Origin of the sequence: Streptomyces sp. L7 (genome assembly GCF_050990935.1) — a bacterium.
In the GTDB taxonomy this organism is placed as follows: domain Bacteria; phylum Actinomycetota; class Actinomycetes; order Actinomycetales; family Microbacteriaceae; genus Leifsonia.
In genome coordinates this window covers 1324433-1339898 of record NZ_CP194644.1, presented here as the reverse complement: position 1 = coordinate 1339898, position 15466 = coordinate 1324433, and the positions used below count along the sequence as shown (strand labels likewise).

The following is a 15466-nucleotide window of genomic DNA, read 5'->3' as shown; positions in this document are numbered from 1 at the left end:
GCCTGAGGCTCTGACTGCGAGGTCACCCGTCGGGGGGTACGCAAGCGGTTCTGTGTTGGTACGGTTGCGTGGTGAGTTTCGAGCGCGCGCGACCCGGCAGCAGCACCGATCCGGAGTCCGGCGCGCCCGAATCCTGGGGGGACGACGAGGGGGAACGGATGTCCGAGATCGCGCAGTCCGAGCCGGAGCAGGCGGTGCCCGCGGCGCGCCCCGCGGCCAAGCGCACACAGCCGAGGACGGCCGCCGCCGCGGCGGGGTCGAGCACACGCACGCCGACGCCGCGCAAGCGCGGGACCGCTGCGAAGGCGACCCAGAAGCCGCGCATCGCGAAGGCCGTCGTAGAGACGGCCCCGGCAGTCTCCGCCCCCGCCGAGCCTCCCGAGCCGGTGCGCCCGGCCCCGGTCGTGGACACGCGCCCGAGCGTCCTCACTGTGCACGGGCTCAGCAAGCGCTACGGCTCGATCGTCGCCGTCGACGGCGTGACGCTGGACGTGCGCGAAGGCTCCTTCTACGGGATCGTCGGGCCGAACGGGGCCGGCAAGACCACCACGCTGTCGATGATCACCGGGCTGCTGCGTCCCGACGAGGGCCGCGTCGTGGTGCACGGTGTGGACGCCTGGACCGAGCCGGTGCGCGCCAAGCACGTCGTCGGGGTCCTCCCCGACAAGCTGCGCCTGTTCGACCGCCTCACCGGCGCGCAGTTCCTGCACTACGCCGGCACGCTGCGCGGGCTCTCCGCCAAGACGGTCCACGCGCGCACCGCAGACCTCGCGAACGCGTTCGGGATCGCCGACGCCCTCGACCGGTTGGTCGCCGACTACTCCGCCGGCATGACCAAGAAGATCGCGCTCGCGGCCGCCATGATCCACTCGCCGCGCCTCCTGGTGCTCGACGAGCCCTTCGAGTCCGTCGACCCGGTCTCCGCCGCGAACGTCGTGGACATCCTGCAGCGCTACACCTCGGCGGGCGGCACGGTCGTGCTCTCCAGCCACGGCATGGACATGATCGAGCGGGTCTGCGACAGCGTCGCCATCATCGTCGGCGGCCAGGTGCTCGCGGCCGGGACCATCGACGAGGTGCGCGGAGAGCAGACCCTGGAGGAACGGTTCGTCGACCTGGCAGGCGGACGCAAGGCGGCGGAGGGCATGGAGTGGTTGCACAGCTTCTCGGACTGAGGCTCAGGCTCCTGGGCAACGCCTTCCGGCGCAGCCCGTGGCAGGTGTTCGGCCTCGTGCTGGCGCTGGCCTACGGCATCGTGACGGTCGTCATCGTGTTCGGCGCCCTCTCGGCGGCGCGCGTCGCCCCGGACGTCGCGGACGTGCACGGCGTGCTCGTCGTCATCGGCTCGATGGTGGTCGCCGGTTTCCTCCTGCTGCCGCTGCTCTTCGGCGTGGACGACGCGCTCGACCCGCGCAAGTTCGCGCTGTTCGGCATCCCGGACCGGGAGCTCGCCCGCGCCCTGGCCCTGGCCGCGCTGGTCGGCGTCCCCGCGCTCGTGCTGTTCGTCTGCTCGCTGGGCACGGTCATCACCTGGTCGCGCGACCCGGGCGCCGCCGTTCTCGCCGTGCTCTCGGCGGTGATCGTCGTGCCCACCTGCGTCCTCGCGTCGCGCATCTCGACGGCGATCGCGTCGCTCCTGGTCCCGCCGCGCCGGTCGAAGGAGGCGGGCGGCGTCGTCGCGATCCTGGCCCTCGTGCTCCTCGCCCCCGTGCTGGTCCTGCTGCTCACCGTCGACTGGGGCCGTGACGGCCTCGGCACGGTGAACGGCTTCGCCGGGTGGCTGCAGTGGACGCCGCTCGGCGCGGTCTGGAGCATGCCGGGTGCGGCCGCCGAGGGCGACGGGGGAGCGGCGTTCGTGCAGTTCCTGATCGCGGTCGCGACCGTCGGTGTGCTCTGGCTGGTCTGGCGCACCCTGGTCTCGCTCGTGCTCGTCGCGCCGGAGCGGGAGACCCGCGCGCGCGACCATCACGGCCTCGGCTGGTTCGCCCGGCTGCCCGGCGGACCGACGGCGGCGATCGCGGCACGCTCGATGACGTACTGGGGGAGGGACGCGCGCTACTGGGTGGCCCTGGTGGTGGTCCCGGTCATCCCGGTGTTCGTGGTCGTGGCGCTCGCGCTCGGCGGCCTCCCGATCCACTTCGCCTCGCTGGTGCCTCTGCCGCTGGTCTGCCTGTTCCTGGGCTGGACCATCCACAACGACGTCGCCTACGACAGCACCGCGGTCTGGCTGCACCTGGTGTCGGGCACCCGCGGCATCGCGGATCGGCTCGGGAGGATGTTCCCGCCGCTGCTCATCGGCATCCCGGTCATCGTGGTGGGCTCGATCGTGACCGCAGCGGTGTTCGGCGACTGGGCGGTGCTGCCCGCGGTCGCCGCCTTGTCCGGGTCCATCCTGGTGATCGGCCTCGGCCTGTCCAGCATGTTCTCGGTGCTCTTCCCGTACCCGGCGACCAAGCCGGGCGACAGCGCGTTCACGCAGCCGCAGAACTCCGGCGCGTCGGCCGCTCTCGCCCAGGCGCTCAGCTTCTTCGCGATCGTCATCCTGGCGTCGCCCGCCATCGTCTTCCTCGCCCTCGGGCTGACGGTCAACCCGTTCTGGCTCGGCATCTCGCCCATCGCGTCCGTGCTGGTCGGCTTCGCCGCGCTCGGCGGCGGGCTGTGGGCGGGCGCGCGGGCGTTCGACAAGCGCGGGCCGGAGCTGATGGCGTTCGCCAACCGCAACGACTGAGCCGGCGCAACGACTGAGCCGGCGCAACGACTGAGCCGGCGCCACGACTGAGCCGGCGCCACGACTGAGCCGGCGCCACGACAGAGCCGGCGCCACGACTGGGCCCGCGGCGTCCCGATCTCAGGTCGTTAGACTGGGATGATGAACGACTCCAGCATTCTCGAACCCGGCGGGGAGCCGGGCGGCGGCGGTACGTCGACGCTCGAGCGCGAGCTCCTGGAGACTCCCCAGATCTCCGAGCCGGGCGACCACGAACGCTTCTCGCACTATGTGAAGAAGGAGCAGATCCTCGAGTCCGCCATGACGGGCAAGCCGGTCAAGGCACTGTGCGGCAAGATGTGGACCCCGGGACGCGACCCGGAGAAGTTCCCGGTGTGCCCCACCTGCCGGGAGATCTACGAGAAGCTGCGCGACGAGTGACGCTGGACGAGTAGGGCGCTCAGCCGAAGACCGTCGGCAGCACCGGGTCGCCCCGGCCCAGCCGGAACGCTTCGTCCGGCAGTTCCCGCATCGCGGCGGCGCGGTGCTCGCGCGCCCGCGTCGTGCCCTCCGGGCCGAGGTGCTCGCGGTGGAGCTCGCCGTCCGTGATCAGCGGGACGAGGAGGTCTCGGCCGGTGTCGTCGGGGACGTCGCCGGCCTCCACGATGTGGACGACCTCCGCGACCGCGCGCCCCGACGCGTCCAGCCGGCGGACCGGGTGCTTGCGGCCGCCGATGCTCGGCTTGCCGTCGGACTTCTTGGCCACGGGCACCCACGCTCCGTCGTCGTCGCGGTGGGCGACGAGCTTGTAGACCATCCCGGAGGCCGGGGACCCGGAGCCCGTGACGACCGAGGTCCCGACACCGTACGAGTCGACGGGCGACGACGACAGCGCCGCGATGGTGAACTCGTCCAGGTCGTTGGTCACCGTGATCCGCGTGCGGGTCGCGCCGAGCCGGTCGAGCTGCTCGCGCACCTGGCGCACGAGCTTGGGGAGGTCGCCCGAGTCCAGGCGGATGGCGCCCAGCTCCGGTCCGGCGACCCGCACGGCGGTCTCGATCGCCCGCGCCACGTCGAAGGTGTCGACCAGCAGGGTCGTACCGGACCCGAGCGCCGCGACCTGCGCGCGGAAGGCGTCCTCCTCGCTGTCGTGCAGCAGCGTGAACGCGTGCGCTGCCGTGCCCATCGTCGGGACGCCCCAGGTGCGGCCGGCCTCCAGGTTGGAGGTCGCACCGAAGCCTGCGATGTACGCGGCCCGCGCCGCCGCGACGGCGCTGCGCTCGTTGGCGCGCCGTGAGCCCATCTCGGCGAGCGGCCGGCCGGCTGCAGCGGTCACCATCCGCGCCGCGGCGGACGCGACGGCGGAGTCGTAGTTGAAGACGCTGAGGATGAGCGTCTCGAGGAGGACCCCCTCTGCGAACGGCGCGTCCACGATGAGGAACGGCGAGCCGGGGAAGTAGACCTCGCCCTCCCGGTATCCCCGGATGGTCCCGGAGAACCGGAAGTCGGCGAGCCAGTCGAGCGTCTCCTGGCGGACGACGCCGTTGTCGCGCAGGTACTCGAGCTCGGCGTCCCCGAAGCGGAAGCGCTCGATCAGCTCGAGCAGCCGCCCGGTGCCGGCGATGACGCCGTAGCGGCGGCCGGCGGGCAGATGCCGGGTGAACGCCTCGAACACGCTCTCCCGGTCGTGCGTGCCCCGGAGCAGCGCGGCATCGAGCATCGTGAGCTCGTAGCGGTCGGTCAGGAGCGCGGAGGACTCGGTCACTGCTCCACCTTAGCCACGGCGCGGACGGGTAGGCTGGACTGCTGTGACGGATGCGCCGATCGGGATCTTCGACTCGGGGGTCGGCGGGCTCACCGTCGCCCGGGCCATCCGCGACCAGCTCCCGAACGAATCGCTGCTCTACGTCGGCGACACCGCGCACTCGCCGTACGGTCCGAAGTCGATCGCGGACGTGCGCCGCTACTCCCTGGAGGTCCTCGACTTCCTGGTCGACCAGGGCGTCAAGCTGATCGTGATCGCGTGCAACACCGCCTCGTCGGCGATGCTGCGCGACGCCCGCGAACGCTATTCGGTGCCGGTGATCGAGGTCATCCAGCCGGCGGTGCGCCGTGCGGTGTCCGCGACCCGGACGGGCAGGGTCGGCGTCATCGGCACGGCCGGCACGATCTCCTCCCGCGCCTACGAGGACGCCTTCGCCGCAGCGCCGTCGCTGCAGCTCTTCACGCAGGCCTGCCCGCGGTTCGTGGAGTTCGTGGAGGCCGGGATCACCAGCGGCGAGGAGGTGCTGCGGGTCACCGCCGAGTACCTCCAGCCGCTGCGCGAGGCCGACGTGGACACGCTGGTGCTCGGCTGCACGCACTATCCGTTCCTGAAGGGCGCCATCTCGTACGTCATGGGCGAGGGCGTCTCGCTCGTCTCCAGCGACACCGAGACCGCCAAGGACGTCTACCGCACGCTCGTGAGCGGCGGCCTGGAGCGCACGGAGACCACGCCGCCCAGCATCCGCTACGAGGCGACGGGCCTCGACGCCGACTACTTCCTGCGCCTCGCGCACCGGTTCATCGGGCCGGAGATCTTCCGCGTCGACCTGGTGCAGACCGGCGTGATCGACCTCCCGCTCTGACCCCGCACCACACCATTCCGACCGAGGAGAGAACTGTGACCGACATCACCCGCGCGGACGGCCGCACCCCCGACGGGCTCCGGCCCGTCACCATCGAGCGCGGCTGGAGCCGCCAGGCCGAGGGCTCGGCGCTGGTCTCGTTCGGCAACACGCGCGTGCTCTGCACGGCCTCCTTCACGAACGGCGTGCCGCGCTGGATGACGGGCAAGGGCAAGGGCTGGGTCACCGCCGAGTACGCCATGCTGCCGCGCTCCACGAACGAGCGCATGGACCGGGAGTCGGTCAAGGGCCGGATCGGCGGCCGCACCCACGAGATCAGCCGGCTGATCGGCCGCAGCCTCCGCGCGGTGGTGGACATGAAGGCGCTGGGCGAGAACACGATCGTGATCGACTGCGACGTGCTGCAGGCCGACGGGGGCACCCGCACCGCCGCGATCACCGGCGCCTATGTGGCCCTCGCCGACGCGCTGGAGTGGGGCCGCGAGCACCGCTTCATCGGCCAGAAGGCCGCCCCGCTGATCGACTCGGTCTCCGCGGTGTCCGTGGGCATCATCGACGGGACGCCGATGCTCGACCTGGCCTATGTCGAGGACGTCCGCGCCGAGACCGACATGAACGTCGTCGTCACCGGCCGCGGCCTGTTCGTGGAGGTGCAGGGCACCGCGGAGGGCGCGCCCTTCGACCGCGCCGAGCTGAACTCCCTCCTCGACCTGGCGCTCGGCGGCACGACAGAGCTGGCCGCTGTGCAGCGCGCGGCGCTGGAGTCGTCGGCGCTCGGCATCGAGGGCTGATGGTCCGCGTCGTCCTCGCCACGCACAACCCGCACAAGGCGCGCGAGTTCCAGCAGATCCTCGGGGACGCCGTGCCGGGCCTCGAGATCGTCGGCTACGACGGTCCGGAGCCGGTGGAGGACGGCGTGACGTTCGAGGCGAACGCACTGATCAAGGCGCGGTCCGCGGCCGCGCACACCGGACTGCCCGCGCTGGCGGACGACTCCGGCATCTGCGTGGACGCGATGGGCGGCGCTCCGGGGATCTTCTCCGCGCGCTGGGCAGGGCGGCACGGCGACGCGCAGGCCAACCTCCGGCTGCTGCTCGACCAGCTCGCCGACCTCCCGGACGGCACGCGCGCGGCGCACTTCACCGCGACGCTGGCACTGGTGTCGCCGAACGGGCGGGAGACCGTGGTCGAGGGGATCTGGCCGGGGAGCATCGCGCACGAGGCGCGCGGCGAGCACGGCCACGGCTACGACCCGATCTTCGTGCCGGAGGGACACGACGCCACGGCGGCGGAGCTCGGTCCCGAGGTCAAGAACGCCGAGAGCCACCGCTCGCGGGCCTTCGCCGCCATCGTCCCCGCCCTGCGGGAGCTGGTCGCGGCTGCCCGCTGAGTGGCGTGCTGGGCTGCGGCGCACTGAGAATGAGAACGGCACTCATTCCTATCTAGCCGCCGTGCTGGCACGCCGCGACGACTTCGACCTACCGTAGAAGAACCATGAGTCATGACCACGGCCACTCCGCCAACCGCAACCGGCTCCTGATCGCCATCGGGATCGTCGCCGCGGTGCTCGTCGTCCAGGTCGTCGGCGCGTGGCTGAGCGGATCGCTGGCGCTGCTCGCCGACGCCGGCCACATGCTGAGCGATCTGACCGGCCTGGTCGTCGCGCTCATGGCCACCATCGTGGCGGCGCGTCCGGCGACCGACCGGCAGACGTTCGGCTACCGCCGGGCCGAGGTCTTCGGCGCGCTCATCAACGGGCTGATCCTCGTCGTGGTCGCGGTGTTCGTGACCATCGGCGCGATCGGGCGGCTCGTGTCGGGGGAGTCGCACGTCCAGTCCGGCCCCATGCTCGTGGTCGCCGTCATCGGCCTGGTCGCGAACCTCGGCGCCCTCCTGCTGCTGCGTCCCGCCGCGGATCACTCGATCAACATGCGCGGCGCCTATCTGGAGGTGTTCGGCGATCTGATCGGTTCGCTGACGGTCATCGTCGCGGCGCTCGTGATCATGTTCACCGGTTTCGCCCCGGCCGACGCCATCGCGTCGCTGCTGATCGCCGCGTTCATCGTCCCGCGCGCGGTGCTGCTGCTGCGCGACGTGGTCCGCGTGCTCAGCGAGGCGGCGCCCGCGGACACGGACGTGGCGGAGATCCGCGACCACATCCTCGGGACCCCGGGCGTCGTCGCGGTGCACGACGTGCACGTCTGGGCGATCACCTCGGGCGCGCCGGTGTTCACCGCGCACGTCGTGGTCGACGCGGGGGTGTTCCGCTCCGGCGCAACGGGGGAGCTGCTGGACGAGCTCTCCGGCTGCCTGGCGAAGCATTTCGACGTCGAGCACTCGACGTTCCAGCTCGAGCCGGCCGAGCACGCCGCGCACGAGGACGAGTTCCACCGCTGAGCGGCGGCCCCTCGGCGTCAGACGTCGGGGGTGGGGTGCGGGTCGGGGAGGTCGGCTTCGGTGGGAGCCGCGGTCTCGGCCTCCTGGCGCTTCTTCTTCGCCTTTCGCAGCGACTGGACGTAGTGGAAGAGCGTCGGGATGAGCGTGATCACCACCGCACCGATGAGGATCATGTCGATGTAGTGGGTGACGAAGTTCGCGATCGGCGGGATGTAGCCGATGAGGAAGCCGAACAGCGTCAGCCCGGCGCCCCAGAGCAGCGCGCCGATCGCGTTGAAGAGCGAGTACTTCTTGTAGTTCATGTGCCCGACGCCCGCGGCGACCGGGGCGAACGTGCGCACGATCGGAACGAACCGGGCCAGGATGACAGCGAGCGCGCCGAACCGGTCGAAGAACGCATTGGTGCGCCGCACGTTCTCCATGCTGAACAGGCCGGTCTCCTTGCGTTCGAACACGCGCGGACCGGCCTTGTGCCCGATCAGATAGCCGGCCTCGCCGCCGAGGAACGCCGCGAACGCGATCGCCAGGCAGACCCACCAGATGTCGACGCCGAAGACGCGCGAGGTGTGGGTGAGCAGGCCGGAGATCACCAGCAGGGTGTCACCGGGCAGCAGGAAGCCGACCAGGAGCCCTGTCTCCGCGAACACGATGCCGCACACCACGAGCAGCGCCCACGGCCCGGCCGCGGCGATGATCGTGGTGGGGTCGAGCCAGGGGATGAGGCCGGCGTGATGGATCACGTGTCTCCAGGATTCGGGTGCGAGAGTTCGCGGGGCGGATTCAGCCCTGAGTTTAGTGGGCGGAACCTCCACGAACCGTGCGAACCCGGGGACTCCCGGCGAACATCACGCTGTGGACTTGCTGAATGCGGTCGGTGTTCATCCCCTGGACGGACGATGAGGTGCGGGAGAAGGGACTCGAACCCTCACGCCGTGAAGCACAGGAACCTAAATCCTGCGTGTCTGCCAGTTTCACCACTCCCGCGGTCGCGCTGGGCGCGGCTACGACAATAGCTCATCCACGCGCGGCGCGACCTCGCGGCCGAGCAGGTCGATGGCGCGCATGATGTGCTCGTGGCCGAGGGTGCCGTTGCTGACCTTGACGTCGAATCGGGTGAGGCCGAGGCCGCGCGCGGCGTAGGCGATCTTCTGTGCGACCGTCTCCGGCGAGCCGACGACGAGGGCGCCGTCCTCGGCCGCCTCGTGCTCGAAGCGCGCGCGGGTCGCGGGCGGCCAGCCGCGCTCGCGGCCGATCCGGTTGGTCATGGCCTCCCAGTGCGGCCAGAGCAGGTCCTTGGCCTCCCGGTCGGTCTCGGCGACGAAGCCGGGGGAGTGCACGCCGATCGGGAGGTCGGTGTCGTGGCCGAACTGCTCGAGCGCGTTGCGGTAGAGCTGGGTCAGCGGCTGGAAGCGCATCGGGCCGCCGCCAATGATCGCGACCATGAGCGGGAGGCCGTAGCGCGCCGCCCGCACCACCGACTCCGGGCTGCCGCCCACGCCGATCCAGGTCTTCAGGAGGCCGTGCTCGACCGGTGGATAGACGGACTGCCCGGTGAGCGACGGCCGCAGCGTGCCGTTCCAGGTCACCGGCTCCTGCTGCCGGATGGCGGCGAACAGGTCGAGCTTCTCGTCGAAGAGCTCCTCGTACTGGCCGAGGTCGAAGCCGAACAGCGGGAACGACTCGATGAACGAGCCGCGGCCGAGGATGACCTCCGCGCGGCCGTTCGAGACGCCGTCGAGCGTCGCGAACCGCTGGAACACCCGCACCGGGTCGTCCGAGCTCAGCACCGTGACCGCGGAGCCGAGGTGGATGCGCTCGGTCTGGCCCGCGATCGCCGCGAGCACGACCTCCGGAGCCGCGACGGAGAAGTCCTTGCGGTGGTGCTCGCCGATGCCGATGAAGTGGAGGCCGGCCTGATCGGCCTGCACGCCCTCCGCGACGACATTGCGCAGCACCTGCGCGTGCGGCAGCGGATTGCCGTCGGCGTCGAGCGTGACGTCGCCGAACGTGTCGATCCCGAGTTCCAGCCGTGCGGCCATGTCCGTTCTCCTATTCGATGCGTATGCATACGAGTCGAACGGTACGGGAGCCGGGGCTATTCCGTCAGCCCCTCCGCGCCCCCTTTTGCCGGCCGCGGCCGGCGCGGGATGTAGCGCGGGATGAACCGGGCCAGCAGCCCGGCGCCGACCAGCCCCAGCACCCCCATCACCCCGCTCGCGAACGCGATCGACACCAGCCCGGTCAGCAGCGACACCACCAGTGGTGCGGCGGCCTGGCCGGCGTCGCCCGTGAACCGCCACGCGCCGAGGAACGCCGCGGGGCTCTCCTTCGGCGCCAGGTCGGCCCCGAGCGTCATGATGATGCCCGATCCGATGCCGTTCGCGAAGGCGAGGAACAGCGAGACGCCGATGTACCAGGCCACAGCGCCCGGGAGGTCGTGACTGAACGACAGCACGAGGAAGCCGGCGCCCAGGCCCAGCATGGACGGCACGACGCTCCACATCCGGCCGAACCGGTCCATGAGCTGACCGCTGGCGTAGAAGAGCGCGAAGTCGACGGCGCCGGCGAGCCCGATGATGAGCGCGGTGTTCGCCTCGCTCAGCCCGATCGAGACGGCCCAGAGCGGCAGCAGGACGGTCCGCGCCGACCGGACGGCGGCGACGAGGGAGATGCCGGTGCCCATCCGCGCGAGGACGCCGCGGAACGCCCAGATCGTCGCGAACAGCCCACGGGTTCGCTCGTCCGCGTCCTCCTCGCCTTCGGTCAACTGCTCGCCGCCGTGCCCGGGGGCGGTCGGGGCGGGGCCGAACATCCGCTCGGGATCCGGCAGCACCAGCAGGACGGTCACGGAGCCGAGGCAGCTCACGATGAAGATCCAGAACACCGACTGCGTCGAGCCGATCGCCGCGATCACGGCGGACGCGATCAGCGGTCCGACGAACCAGCCGGCGCGGAAGATGCCCCCGAGCGTGGAGAGCGCGCGAGCCCGGTAGCGCACCGGCACGTAGGTGGTCATGAACGCGTGCCGGGCGAGGGCGAAGACAGCGGTCGCGAGCCCGACCACGAAGATGCCGACCATGAGCACCCAGTAGTTCGGTGCGAGCAGGCACACGATTACGCCCGCCACCGCGACGGCCGCGGCGCCGATCATGGCGGTCCGCTCACCGATCCGCGAGACCACCCACCCGCTCGGGATGTCGCCCGCCAGCTCGCCGAGCATCAGCATCGACGCGATGAAGCCGGCCATCGCCAGCGTCGCGCCGAGGTTGCCGGCGGCGATGGGGATGATCGGGATGATCGCCCCCTCGCCGATCGAGAAGAGCAGTGTCGGCAGGAAGGCGGCGAGGGCGACGGAGCGGAAGGAGAACGGGCGCTCGTCGGAAGTCATTTGCTTAACACAGTACAACTGTCGGGTGCAGTCGCAGCGGCCCTCGGCATCGGCGCTGGGCGGGAGGATAGCCTGTTCAGCATGGACTCCGAGAGGCTGACGCATCAGGAAACCGAGTGGGGTCGGGCCGTCGATCCGACCACCCAGGAAGAACTTCCCGTGCCTTCCTACTCAACGGTCGAGGCAACGATCGCCCGGAGCGCGAAAAGACGCGCTGGAGAACTGCGCACGATCAGATTCTTTCCCGATCATTGCCACGACTGGCCGTTGTGGGACACGTGCGCTGGGTATACCGCGACGCCTGACGAGTACGGGCTGAGCGAAGAACTCGTGAGTGCTTTGCGTCGCTGGTACGACGAGTGGGAAGCCGCCGTGGGGCCGGGCGAAGGATGGCGCGACCCGGAAGACCAGCAGGCCTGGAGCGAGCGAGGAGACGAACTCGCGGCCTGGCTGACCCGAGAAGTTTGGGACACGGCCGTAGTCGTCGCTGAACATCGGGCCGGTTGACAGGTTCATCAAAGGAAGGGGTCGGCGCATTGCGAGCGATGACGCCGACCCTTTGCCGTCAGCAGACTTTCCGCGTTGACGGGAAGGACGTGATCAGCCTGTCGCTATCCGATGCCCAGGCGGTCTCAACCCCAAAGTCGTAGATGATCGCTTTCTGAGCGCTGTCCCAGAGTCCGAAGGTGGTCTTGGTACACCATTTGTTCGACACCGACTTCTTGGTCAGCCCGTAGCCGGGGTCGGCCACGACACCGGCGGTGACTCCGGACATCAAATCGTCCCACGACTCGACACCATACTGAGCCGACTGCCATCCCCGCGCCCGCGCCGTGTTGAGAACGTCCTGCCACTGGGATTCGTGTTCGGCTCGGATGTGCTTGTACCCGTACGTAGAGTCTCCGCACTTCAGGTTTACCGCGTTCAGGTGTCGCATGTGTGGGAGTTCACAGAAATAATAAATCTATATTACTGAAAGCTCGGTCTCATCGACAGACCCTACGAGCGCACGCTGGCGACACCGGCCCACAATCCCGCCCGGAACGCCAGCCGGTAGGCTGGGGGACGCCATGATCGAACTTGACCTCTCCCCGCAGATCGCGGAGCTCCGCTCGACCCTCTCCGACATCGTCGCCGTCGTCAACGTCGAGAAGCTCCGCGCCGACATCGCCGACCTCAGCGAGAAGGCGGGGGCGCCCGACCTCTGGGATGACACGACGAACGCGCAGAAGGTCACCAGTGCGCTCAGCCACCGGCAGGCCGAGCTCGGCCGCATCACCTCCGTGGAGCGGCGCCTCGACGACCTCGAGGTGCTCGTCGAGCTCGCCAACGAGGGCGACGACGAGGAGTCCGCCGCCGAGGCCCGCGCCGAGCTGGAGTCCCTCCAGAAGACGCTGGGCGACCTCGAGGTGCAGACGCTGCTGAGCGGCGAGTACGACGAGCGCTCGGCGATCGTCACCATCCGCTCCGGCGCCGGCGGCGACGACGCCACCGACTTCGCCGAGATGCTCATGCGTATGTACCTGCGCTGGGCGGAGCAGCACAAGTACCCGGTGAAGGTCATGGACACCTCCTACGCCGAGGGCGCCGGAATCAAGTCGGCCACCTTCGAGGTCGAGGCGCCGTACGCGTTCGGCACGCTCTCGGTCGAGGCCGGCACGCACCGGCTCGCCCGGATCAGCCCGTTCGGGTCGGCGGACAAGCGCCAGACGTCCTTCGCCGCGGTGGAGGTCATCCCCCTGATGGAGGAGGCCACGGCGGTCGAAGTCCCCGAGGGCGACATCCGCGTCGACGTGTTCCGCTCCTCAGGCCCCGGCGGCCAGTCGGTCAACACGACCGACTCCGCGGTGCGCATCACGCACCTCCCGACGGGCATCGTCGTCTCGATGCAGAACGAGAAGTCGCAGATCCAGAACCGCGCCGCCGCCATGCGCGTCCTCCAGACCCGCCTGCTCCTGCTGCAGAAGGAGGAGGAGGCCGCCAAGAAGAAGGAGCTCGCCGGCACCATCACCGCGAGCTGGGGCGACCAGATGCGCTCCTACTTCCTCTACGGCCAGCAACTCGTCAAGGATCTGCGCACGGGCTACGAGTCCGGCAACCCGGCATCGGTGTTCGACGGCGACCTGGACGGCTTCATCGCGGCGGGCATCCGCTGGCGCGCCGGCTCCAAGAACGAGGACTAGCCCGGGACACAGGCCTCCCGTCGCGCGCGCCCAGCGCGTGTGCCGGGGACTGTCAGGCTTGCGGCTCGCGGGCATGTCGCTACTGTGGATCGCGGAAGAGTTGCTTAGTCTCTAACAGTCATGATCCGGTTCGAACACGTATCCAAGCAGTACGCGGGAACAGCGCGCCCTGCGCTCAACGGCATCAACCTCGAGGTGCTCCGCGGCGAGTTCGTCTTCCTCGTCGGCGCGTCCGGCTCGGGCAAGTCGAGCTGCCTCCGACTGATCCTCAAGGAGGAGCGGCCGAGCAAGGGCGCCATCCATGTGCTGGGCCAGGACCTCGGCACGATCTCGTCGCGCAAGGTCCCGTACTTCCGCCGCAACATCGGCGTGGTGTTCCAGGACTTCCGCCTCCTGCCGAACAAGACCGTCTTCCAGAACGTCGCCTTCACCCTCCAGGTGATCGGCAAATCGCGCGGCTTCATCCAGGAGGCCGTGCCCGACGTGCTCGCGATGGTCGGACTCGACGGCAAGGCGCAGCGCCTCCCGCACGAGCTCTCCGGCGGTGAGCAGCAGCGCGTCGCGATCGCGCGCGCCGTCGTCAACAAGCCGCAGATCCTCCTCGCCGACGAGCCGACCGGCAACCTCGACCCCGCCACCAGCGCCGGGATCATGTCGGTGCTCGCCCAGATCAACGCCGGCGGCACCACGGTGCTGATGGCCACACACGAGGCCGCGATCGTCGACCAGATGAAGCAGCGCGTGATCGAGCTGGTCGGCGGACAGATCGTCCGCGACGAGCAGCACGGCGGATACGGTGTGACCTCCGCCATTCCGCTGCCGCGGCCGACCGCGGAGGGGTTGGTGACCTCTGCGGTGCCGACCACTGCTCCCGCGCCGGTGTCGGCCGCCGCTGCCGCGCCGGCACCCTCCGAGCCGATGACGCGTCCGCACGCGCCGGTCGCCAACCCCACGGGACCTGTCCCGGTGGGAGGAACCGGGCCGGTGCAGCAGCCTCCGACGTACCAGCCCCCGGCCTACCAGCAGCCCCCGGCGTATCAGCCGCCCGCCCCCGCGCAGGAGGCTCCCGCGCCGGCCCCGGCCGTTCCGGCGCCCGTCCCGGTCTCCGTGCCCGCCTCCGCGGGCGAGGACCTCCCGGACCACCTGAACTTCACCGCCAACCTCGACCTGAGCGGACTGCGCGACGCGTCCGACCGCGACGGCGAACAGAATGTGGGGCCCACGAAATGAGATTCGGGCTCATCTGGTCCGAGGTCGGCAACGGCCTGCGCCGCAACCTCTCGATGGTCGTCTCCGTCGTGCTCGTCACCTTCATCTCGTTGACCTTCGTCGGCACGGCCGCGCTGCTCCAGTTGCAGATCGCGCAGATGAAGACGTACTGGTACGACCGCGCCCAGGTCGCCGTGTACATGTGCACCGAGACCGACAACTGCCCGGGCGGCGCTGCGACCCCGCAGACCGTGGAGGCCGTCAAGAAACAGCTCCAGTCTCCGGAGATCGCCCCCTACATCCAGAAGTTCTACTTCCAGGACCAGAAGCAGGGCTACGAGCAGTTCAAGCAGCAGTTCAAGGGCAACCAGATCGCGAACTACGTCACGCCGGACATGATCCCGCAGACGTTCTGGGTGAACCTCAAGGACCCGAACCGCTCCGACGTGCTGACCGAGACGCTGTCCAGTTCGCCGGGCGTGCAGAGCGTCGTGGACCAGCGCAGCTACCTCGACCAGATCTTCAACATCCTCAACGCGGCGAGCCTGACAGCGATCGGCATCGCCATCCTGATGCTGGTGGCCGCGGTGCTGCTGATCGCGACAACGATCCGGCTGTCGGCGTTCTCCCGCCGAAGGGAGATCGGGATCATGCGGCTGGTCGGCGCGTCCAACCGCTTCATCCAGACCCCGTTCATCATCGAGGGCGTGATCGCCGCGCTGATCGGCTCGATCCTGAGTTGTGTGGTGATCTGGCTGCTGGTGCAGTACTTCGTGCGCGGCTTCCTCGGCCCGAAGATCCCGTCGATCAACTTCGTCGGGATGGATCAGGGCTGGCTGGTGATCCCGCTGCTGATCGTGGTCGGCGTGGTGCTGGCGGCGGCCTCCGCGAATTTCGCGATCAAGCGGTACCTGCGCGTCTGAGCGCGGTGCGGGGTTGACCCGATAGACTGGTC

Annotated in this window: 15 protein-coding genes, 1 tRNA gene and 1 pseudogene; 11 read left to right on the top strand and 6 right to left on the bottom strand. The window is 69.9% G+C overall.

What is annotated here, in order from left to right; genetic code table 11:
* Positions 1-71: 71 nt before the first annotated feature.
* From ACR5MH_RS06780 to ACR5MH_RS06770, 3 genes are all read left to right on the top strand, one after another.
* On the top strand, positions 72-1175 hold the full coding sequence (locus ACR5MH_RS06780; RefSeq protein ID WP_433862433.1) for an ATP-binding cassette domain-containing protein: 1104 nt from the start codon (positions 72-74) through the stop codon (positions 1173-1175).
* A complete protein-coding gene (locus ACR5MH_RS06775; protein WP_433862432.1) occupies positions 1151-2728 on the top strand; it encodes a hypothetical protein in 1578 nt (525 codons plus the stop codon). Before ACR5MH_RS06780 ends, ACR5MH_RS06775 begins: the two co-directional genes overlap by 25 nt.
* 141 nt (positions 2729-2869) lie before the next feature.
* Positions 2870-3148 carry a DUF3039 domain-containing protein gene (locus tag ACR5MH_RS06770; protein ID WP_431346038.1) on the top strand — a complete coding sequence of 93 codons (279 nt, stop codon included), beginning with the start codon at positions 2870-2872 and terminating at the stop codon, positions 3146-3148.
* Between the two features lie 19 nt (positions 3149-3167).
* On the opposite strand, the gene ACR5MH_RS06765 is transcribed toward ACR5MH_RS06770, so the two are convergent.
* Positions 3168-4472, bottom strand: coding sequence for a nicotinate phosphoribosyltransferase (locus ACR5MH_RS06765; RefSeq protein WP_431346039.1), 1305 nt, complete (start codon positions 4470-4472; stop codon positions 3168-3170).
* Between the two features lie 43 nt (positions 4473-4515).
* Between ACR5MH_RS06765 and murI the strand changes: the two genes are divergently transcribed.
* The 4 genes from murI (at position 4516) to ACR5MH_RS06745 (ending at position 7731) form a co-directional block, all read left to right on the top strand.
* Positions 4516-5334 (top strand): glutamate racemase, encoded by an 819-nt coding sequence (gene murI / locus ACR5MH_RS06760; RefSeq protein ID WP_431346040.1) that lies wholly within the window; start codon positions 4516-4518, stop codon positions 5332-5334.
* A gap of 44 nt (positions 5335-5378) precedes the next feature.
* Positions 5379-6125 (top strand): ribonuclease PH, encoded by a 747-nt coding sequence (rph, locus tag ACR5MH_RS06755; protein ID WP_433862613.1) that lies wholly within the window; start codon positions 5379-5381, stop codon positions 6123-6125.
* Positions 6125-6724, top strand: a complete 600-nt coding sequence (gene rdgB / locus ACR5MH_RS06750; RefSeq protein ID WP_433862431.1) for an RdgB/HAM1 family non-canonical purine NTP pyrophosphatase — start codon at positions 6125-6127, stop codon at positions 6722-6724. Before rph ends, rdgB begins: the two co-directional genes overlap by 1 nt.
* 104 nt (positions 6725-6828) lie before the next feature.
* Positions 6829-7731 (top strand): cation diffusion facilitator family transporter, encoded by a 903-nt coding sequence (locus ACR5MH_RS06745; RefSeq protein ID WP_431346042.1) that lies wholly within the window; start codon positions 6829-6831, stop codon positions 7729-7731.
* A gap of 17 nt (positions 7732-7748) precedes the next feature.
* Here ACR5MH_RS06745 and ACR5MH_RS06740 read toward each other — a convergent pair whose 3' ends face one another.
* The 4 genes from ACR5MH_RS06740 to ACR5MH_RS06725 form a co-directional block, all read right to left on the bottom strand.
* Positions 7749-8471, bottom strand: coding sequence for a DedA family protein (locus tag ACR5MH_RS06740; protein WP_431346043.1), 723 nt, complete (start codon positions 8469-8471; stop codon positions 7749-7751).
* Positions 8472-8633: 162 nt separating this feature from the next.
* Positions 8634-8715: transfer RNA gene (locus ACR5MH_RS06735), tRNA-Leu, on the bottom strand.
* A 17-nt stretch (positions 8716-8732) separates the two neighbouring features.
* A complete protein-coding gene (locus ACR5MH_RS06730; RefSeq protein ID WP_431346044.1) occupies positions 8733-9770 on the bottom strand; it encodes an LLM class flavin-dependent oxidoreductase in 1038 nt (345 codons plus the stop codon).
* A 56-nt stretch (positions 9771-9826) separates the two neighbouring features.
* The gene (locus ACR5MH_RS06725) at positions 9827-11119 is read right to left on the bottom strand and encodes an MFS transporter (RefSeq protein WP_431346045.1); all 1293 of its coding nucleotides are present in this window, start codon (positions 11117-11119) and stop codon (positions 9827-9829) included.
* 81 nt (positions 11120-11200) lie between these two features.
* Between ACR5MH_RS06725 and ACR5MH_RS06720 the strand changes: the two genes are divergently transcribed.
* Entirely contained in the window at positions 11201-11626 is a 426-nt protein-coding gene (locus tag ACR5MH_RS06720) for a hypothetical protein (RefSeq protein ID WP_431346046.1), read from the top strand.
* Between the two features lie 58 nt (positions 11627-11684).
* Here the strand turns inward: ACR5MH_RS06720 and ACR5MH_RS06715 are convergent, their stop codons facing one another.
* On the bottom strand, positions 11685-11894 hold the full coding sequence (locus tag ACR5MH_RS06715; RefSeq protein WP_431346047.1) for a hypothetical protein: 210 nt from the start codon (positions 11892-11894) through the stop codon (positions 11685-11687).
* 295 nt (positions 11895-12189) lie between these two features.
* Between ACR5MH_RS06715 and prfB the strand changes: the two genes are divergently transcribed.
* From prfB to ftsX, 3 genes and pseudogenes are all read left to right on the top strand, one after another.
* Entirely contained in the window at positions 12190-13302 is a 1113-nt protein-coding gene (prfB, locus tag ACR5MH_RS06710; RefSeq protein WP_431346048.1) for a peptide chain release factor 2, read from the top strand.
* Positions 13303-13422: 120 nt separating this feature from the next.
* Positions 13423-14100: pseudogene (gene ftsE, locus ACR5MH_RS06705) on the top strand (cell division ATP-binding protein FtsE); the annotation flags it as partial.
* 428 nt (positions 14101-14528) lie between these two features.
* Entirely contained in the window at positions 14529-15434 is a 906-nt protein-coding gene (gene ftsX / locus ACR5MH_RS06700; RefSeq protein ID WP_431346050.1) for a permease-like cell division protein FtsX, read from the top strand.
* Positions 15435-15466 lie beyond the last annotated feature (32 nt).

What these genes read in the sequence shown, in the direction of transcription:
- ACR5MH_RS06715 (WP_431346047.1), bottom strand. Translation starts at nt 11,894, where the DNA reads ATGTCCGGAGTCACCGCCGGTGTCGTGGCCGACCCCGGCTACGGGCTG.
- ACR5MH_RS06730 (WP_431346044.1), bottom strand. Translation starts at nt 9,770, where the DNA reads ATGGCCGCACGGCTGGAACTCGGGATCGACACGTTCGGCGACGTCACG.
- rdgB (WP_433862431.1), top strand. Translation starts at nt 6,125, where the DNA reads ATGGTCCGCGTCGTCCTCGCCACGCACAACCCGCACAAGGCGCGCGAG.
- prfB (WP_431346048.1), top strand. Translation starts at nt 12,190, where the DNA reads ATGATCGAACTTGACCTCTCCCCGCAGATCGCGGAGCTCCGCTCGACC.
- ACR5MH_RS06720 (WP_431346046.1), top strand. Translation starts at nt 11,201, where the DNA reads ATGGACTCCGAGAGGCTGACGCATCAGGAAACCGAGTGGGGTCGGGCC.
- ACR5MH_RS06745 (WP_431346042.1), top strand. Translation starts at nt 6,829, where the DNA reads ATGAGTCATGACCACGGCCACTCCGCCAACCGCAACCGGCTCCTGATC.
- ACR5MH_RS06770 (WP_431346038.1), top strand. Translation starts at nt 2,870, where the DNA reads ATGAACGACTCCAGCATTCTCGAACCCGGCGGGGAGCCGGGCGGCGGC.
- ftsX (WP_431346050.1), top strand. Translation starts at nt 14,529, where the DNA reads ATGAGATTCGGGCTCATCTGGTCCGAGGTCGGCAACGGCCTGCGCCGC.
- ACR5MH_RS06725 (WP_431346045.1), bottom strand. Translation starts at nt 11,119, where the DNA reads ATGACTTCCGACGAGCGCCCGTTCTCCTTCCGCTCCGTCGCCCTCGCC.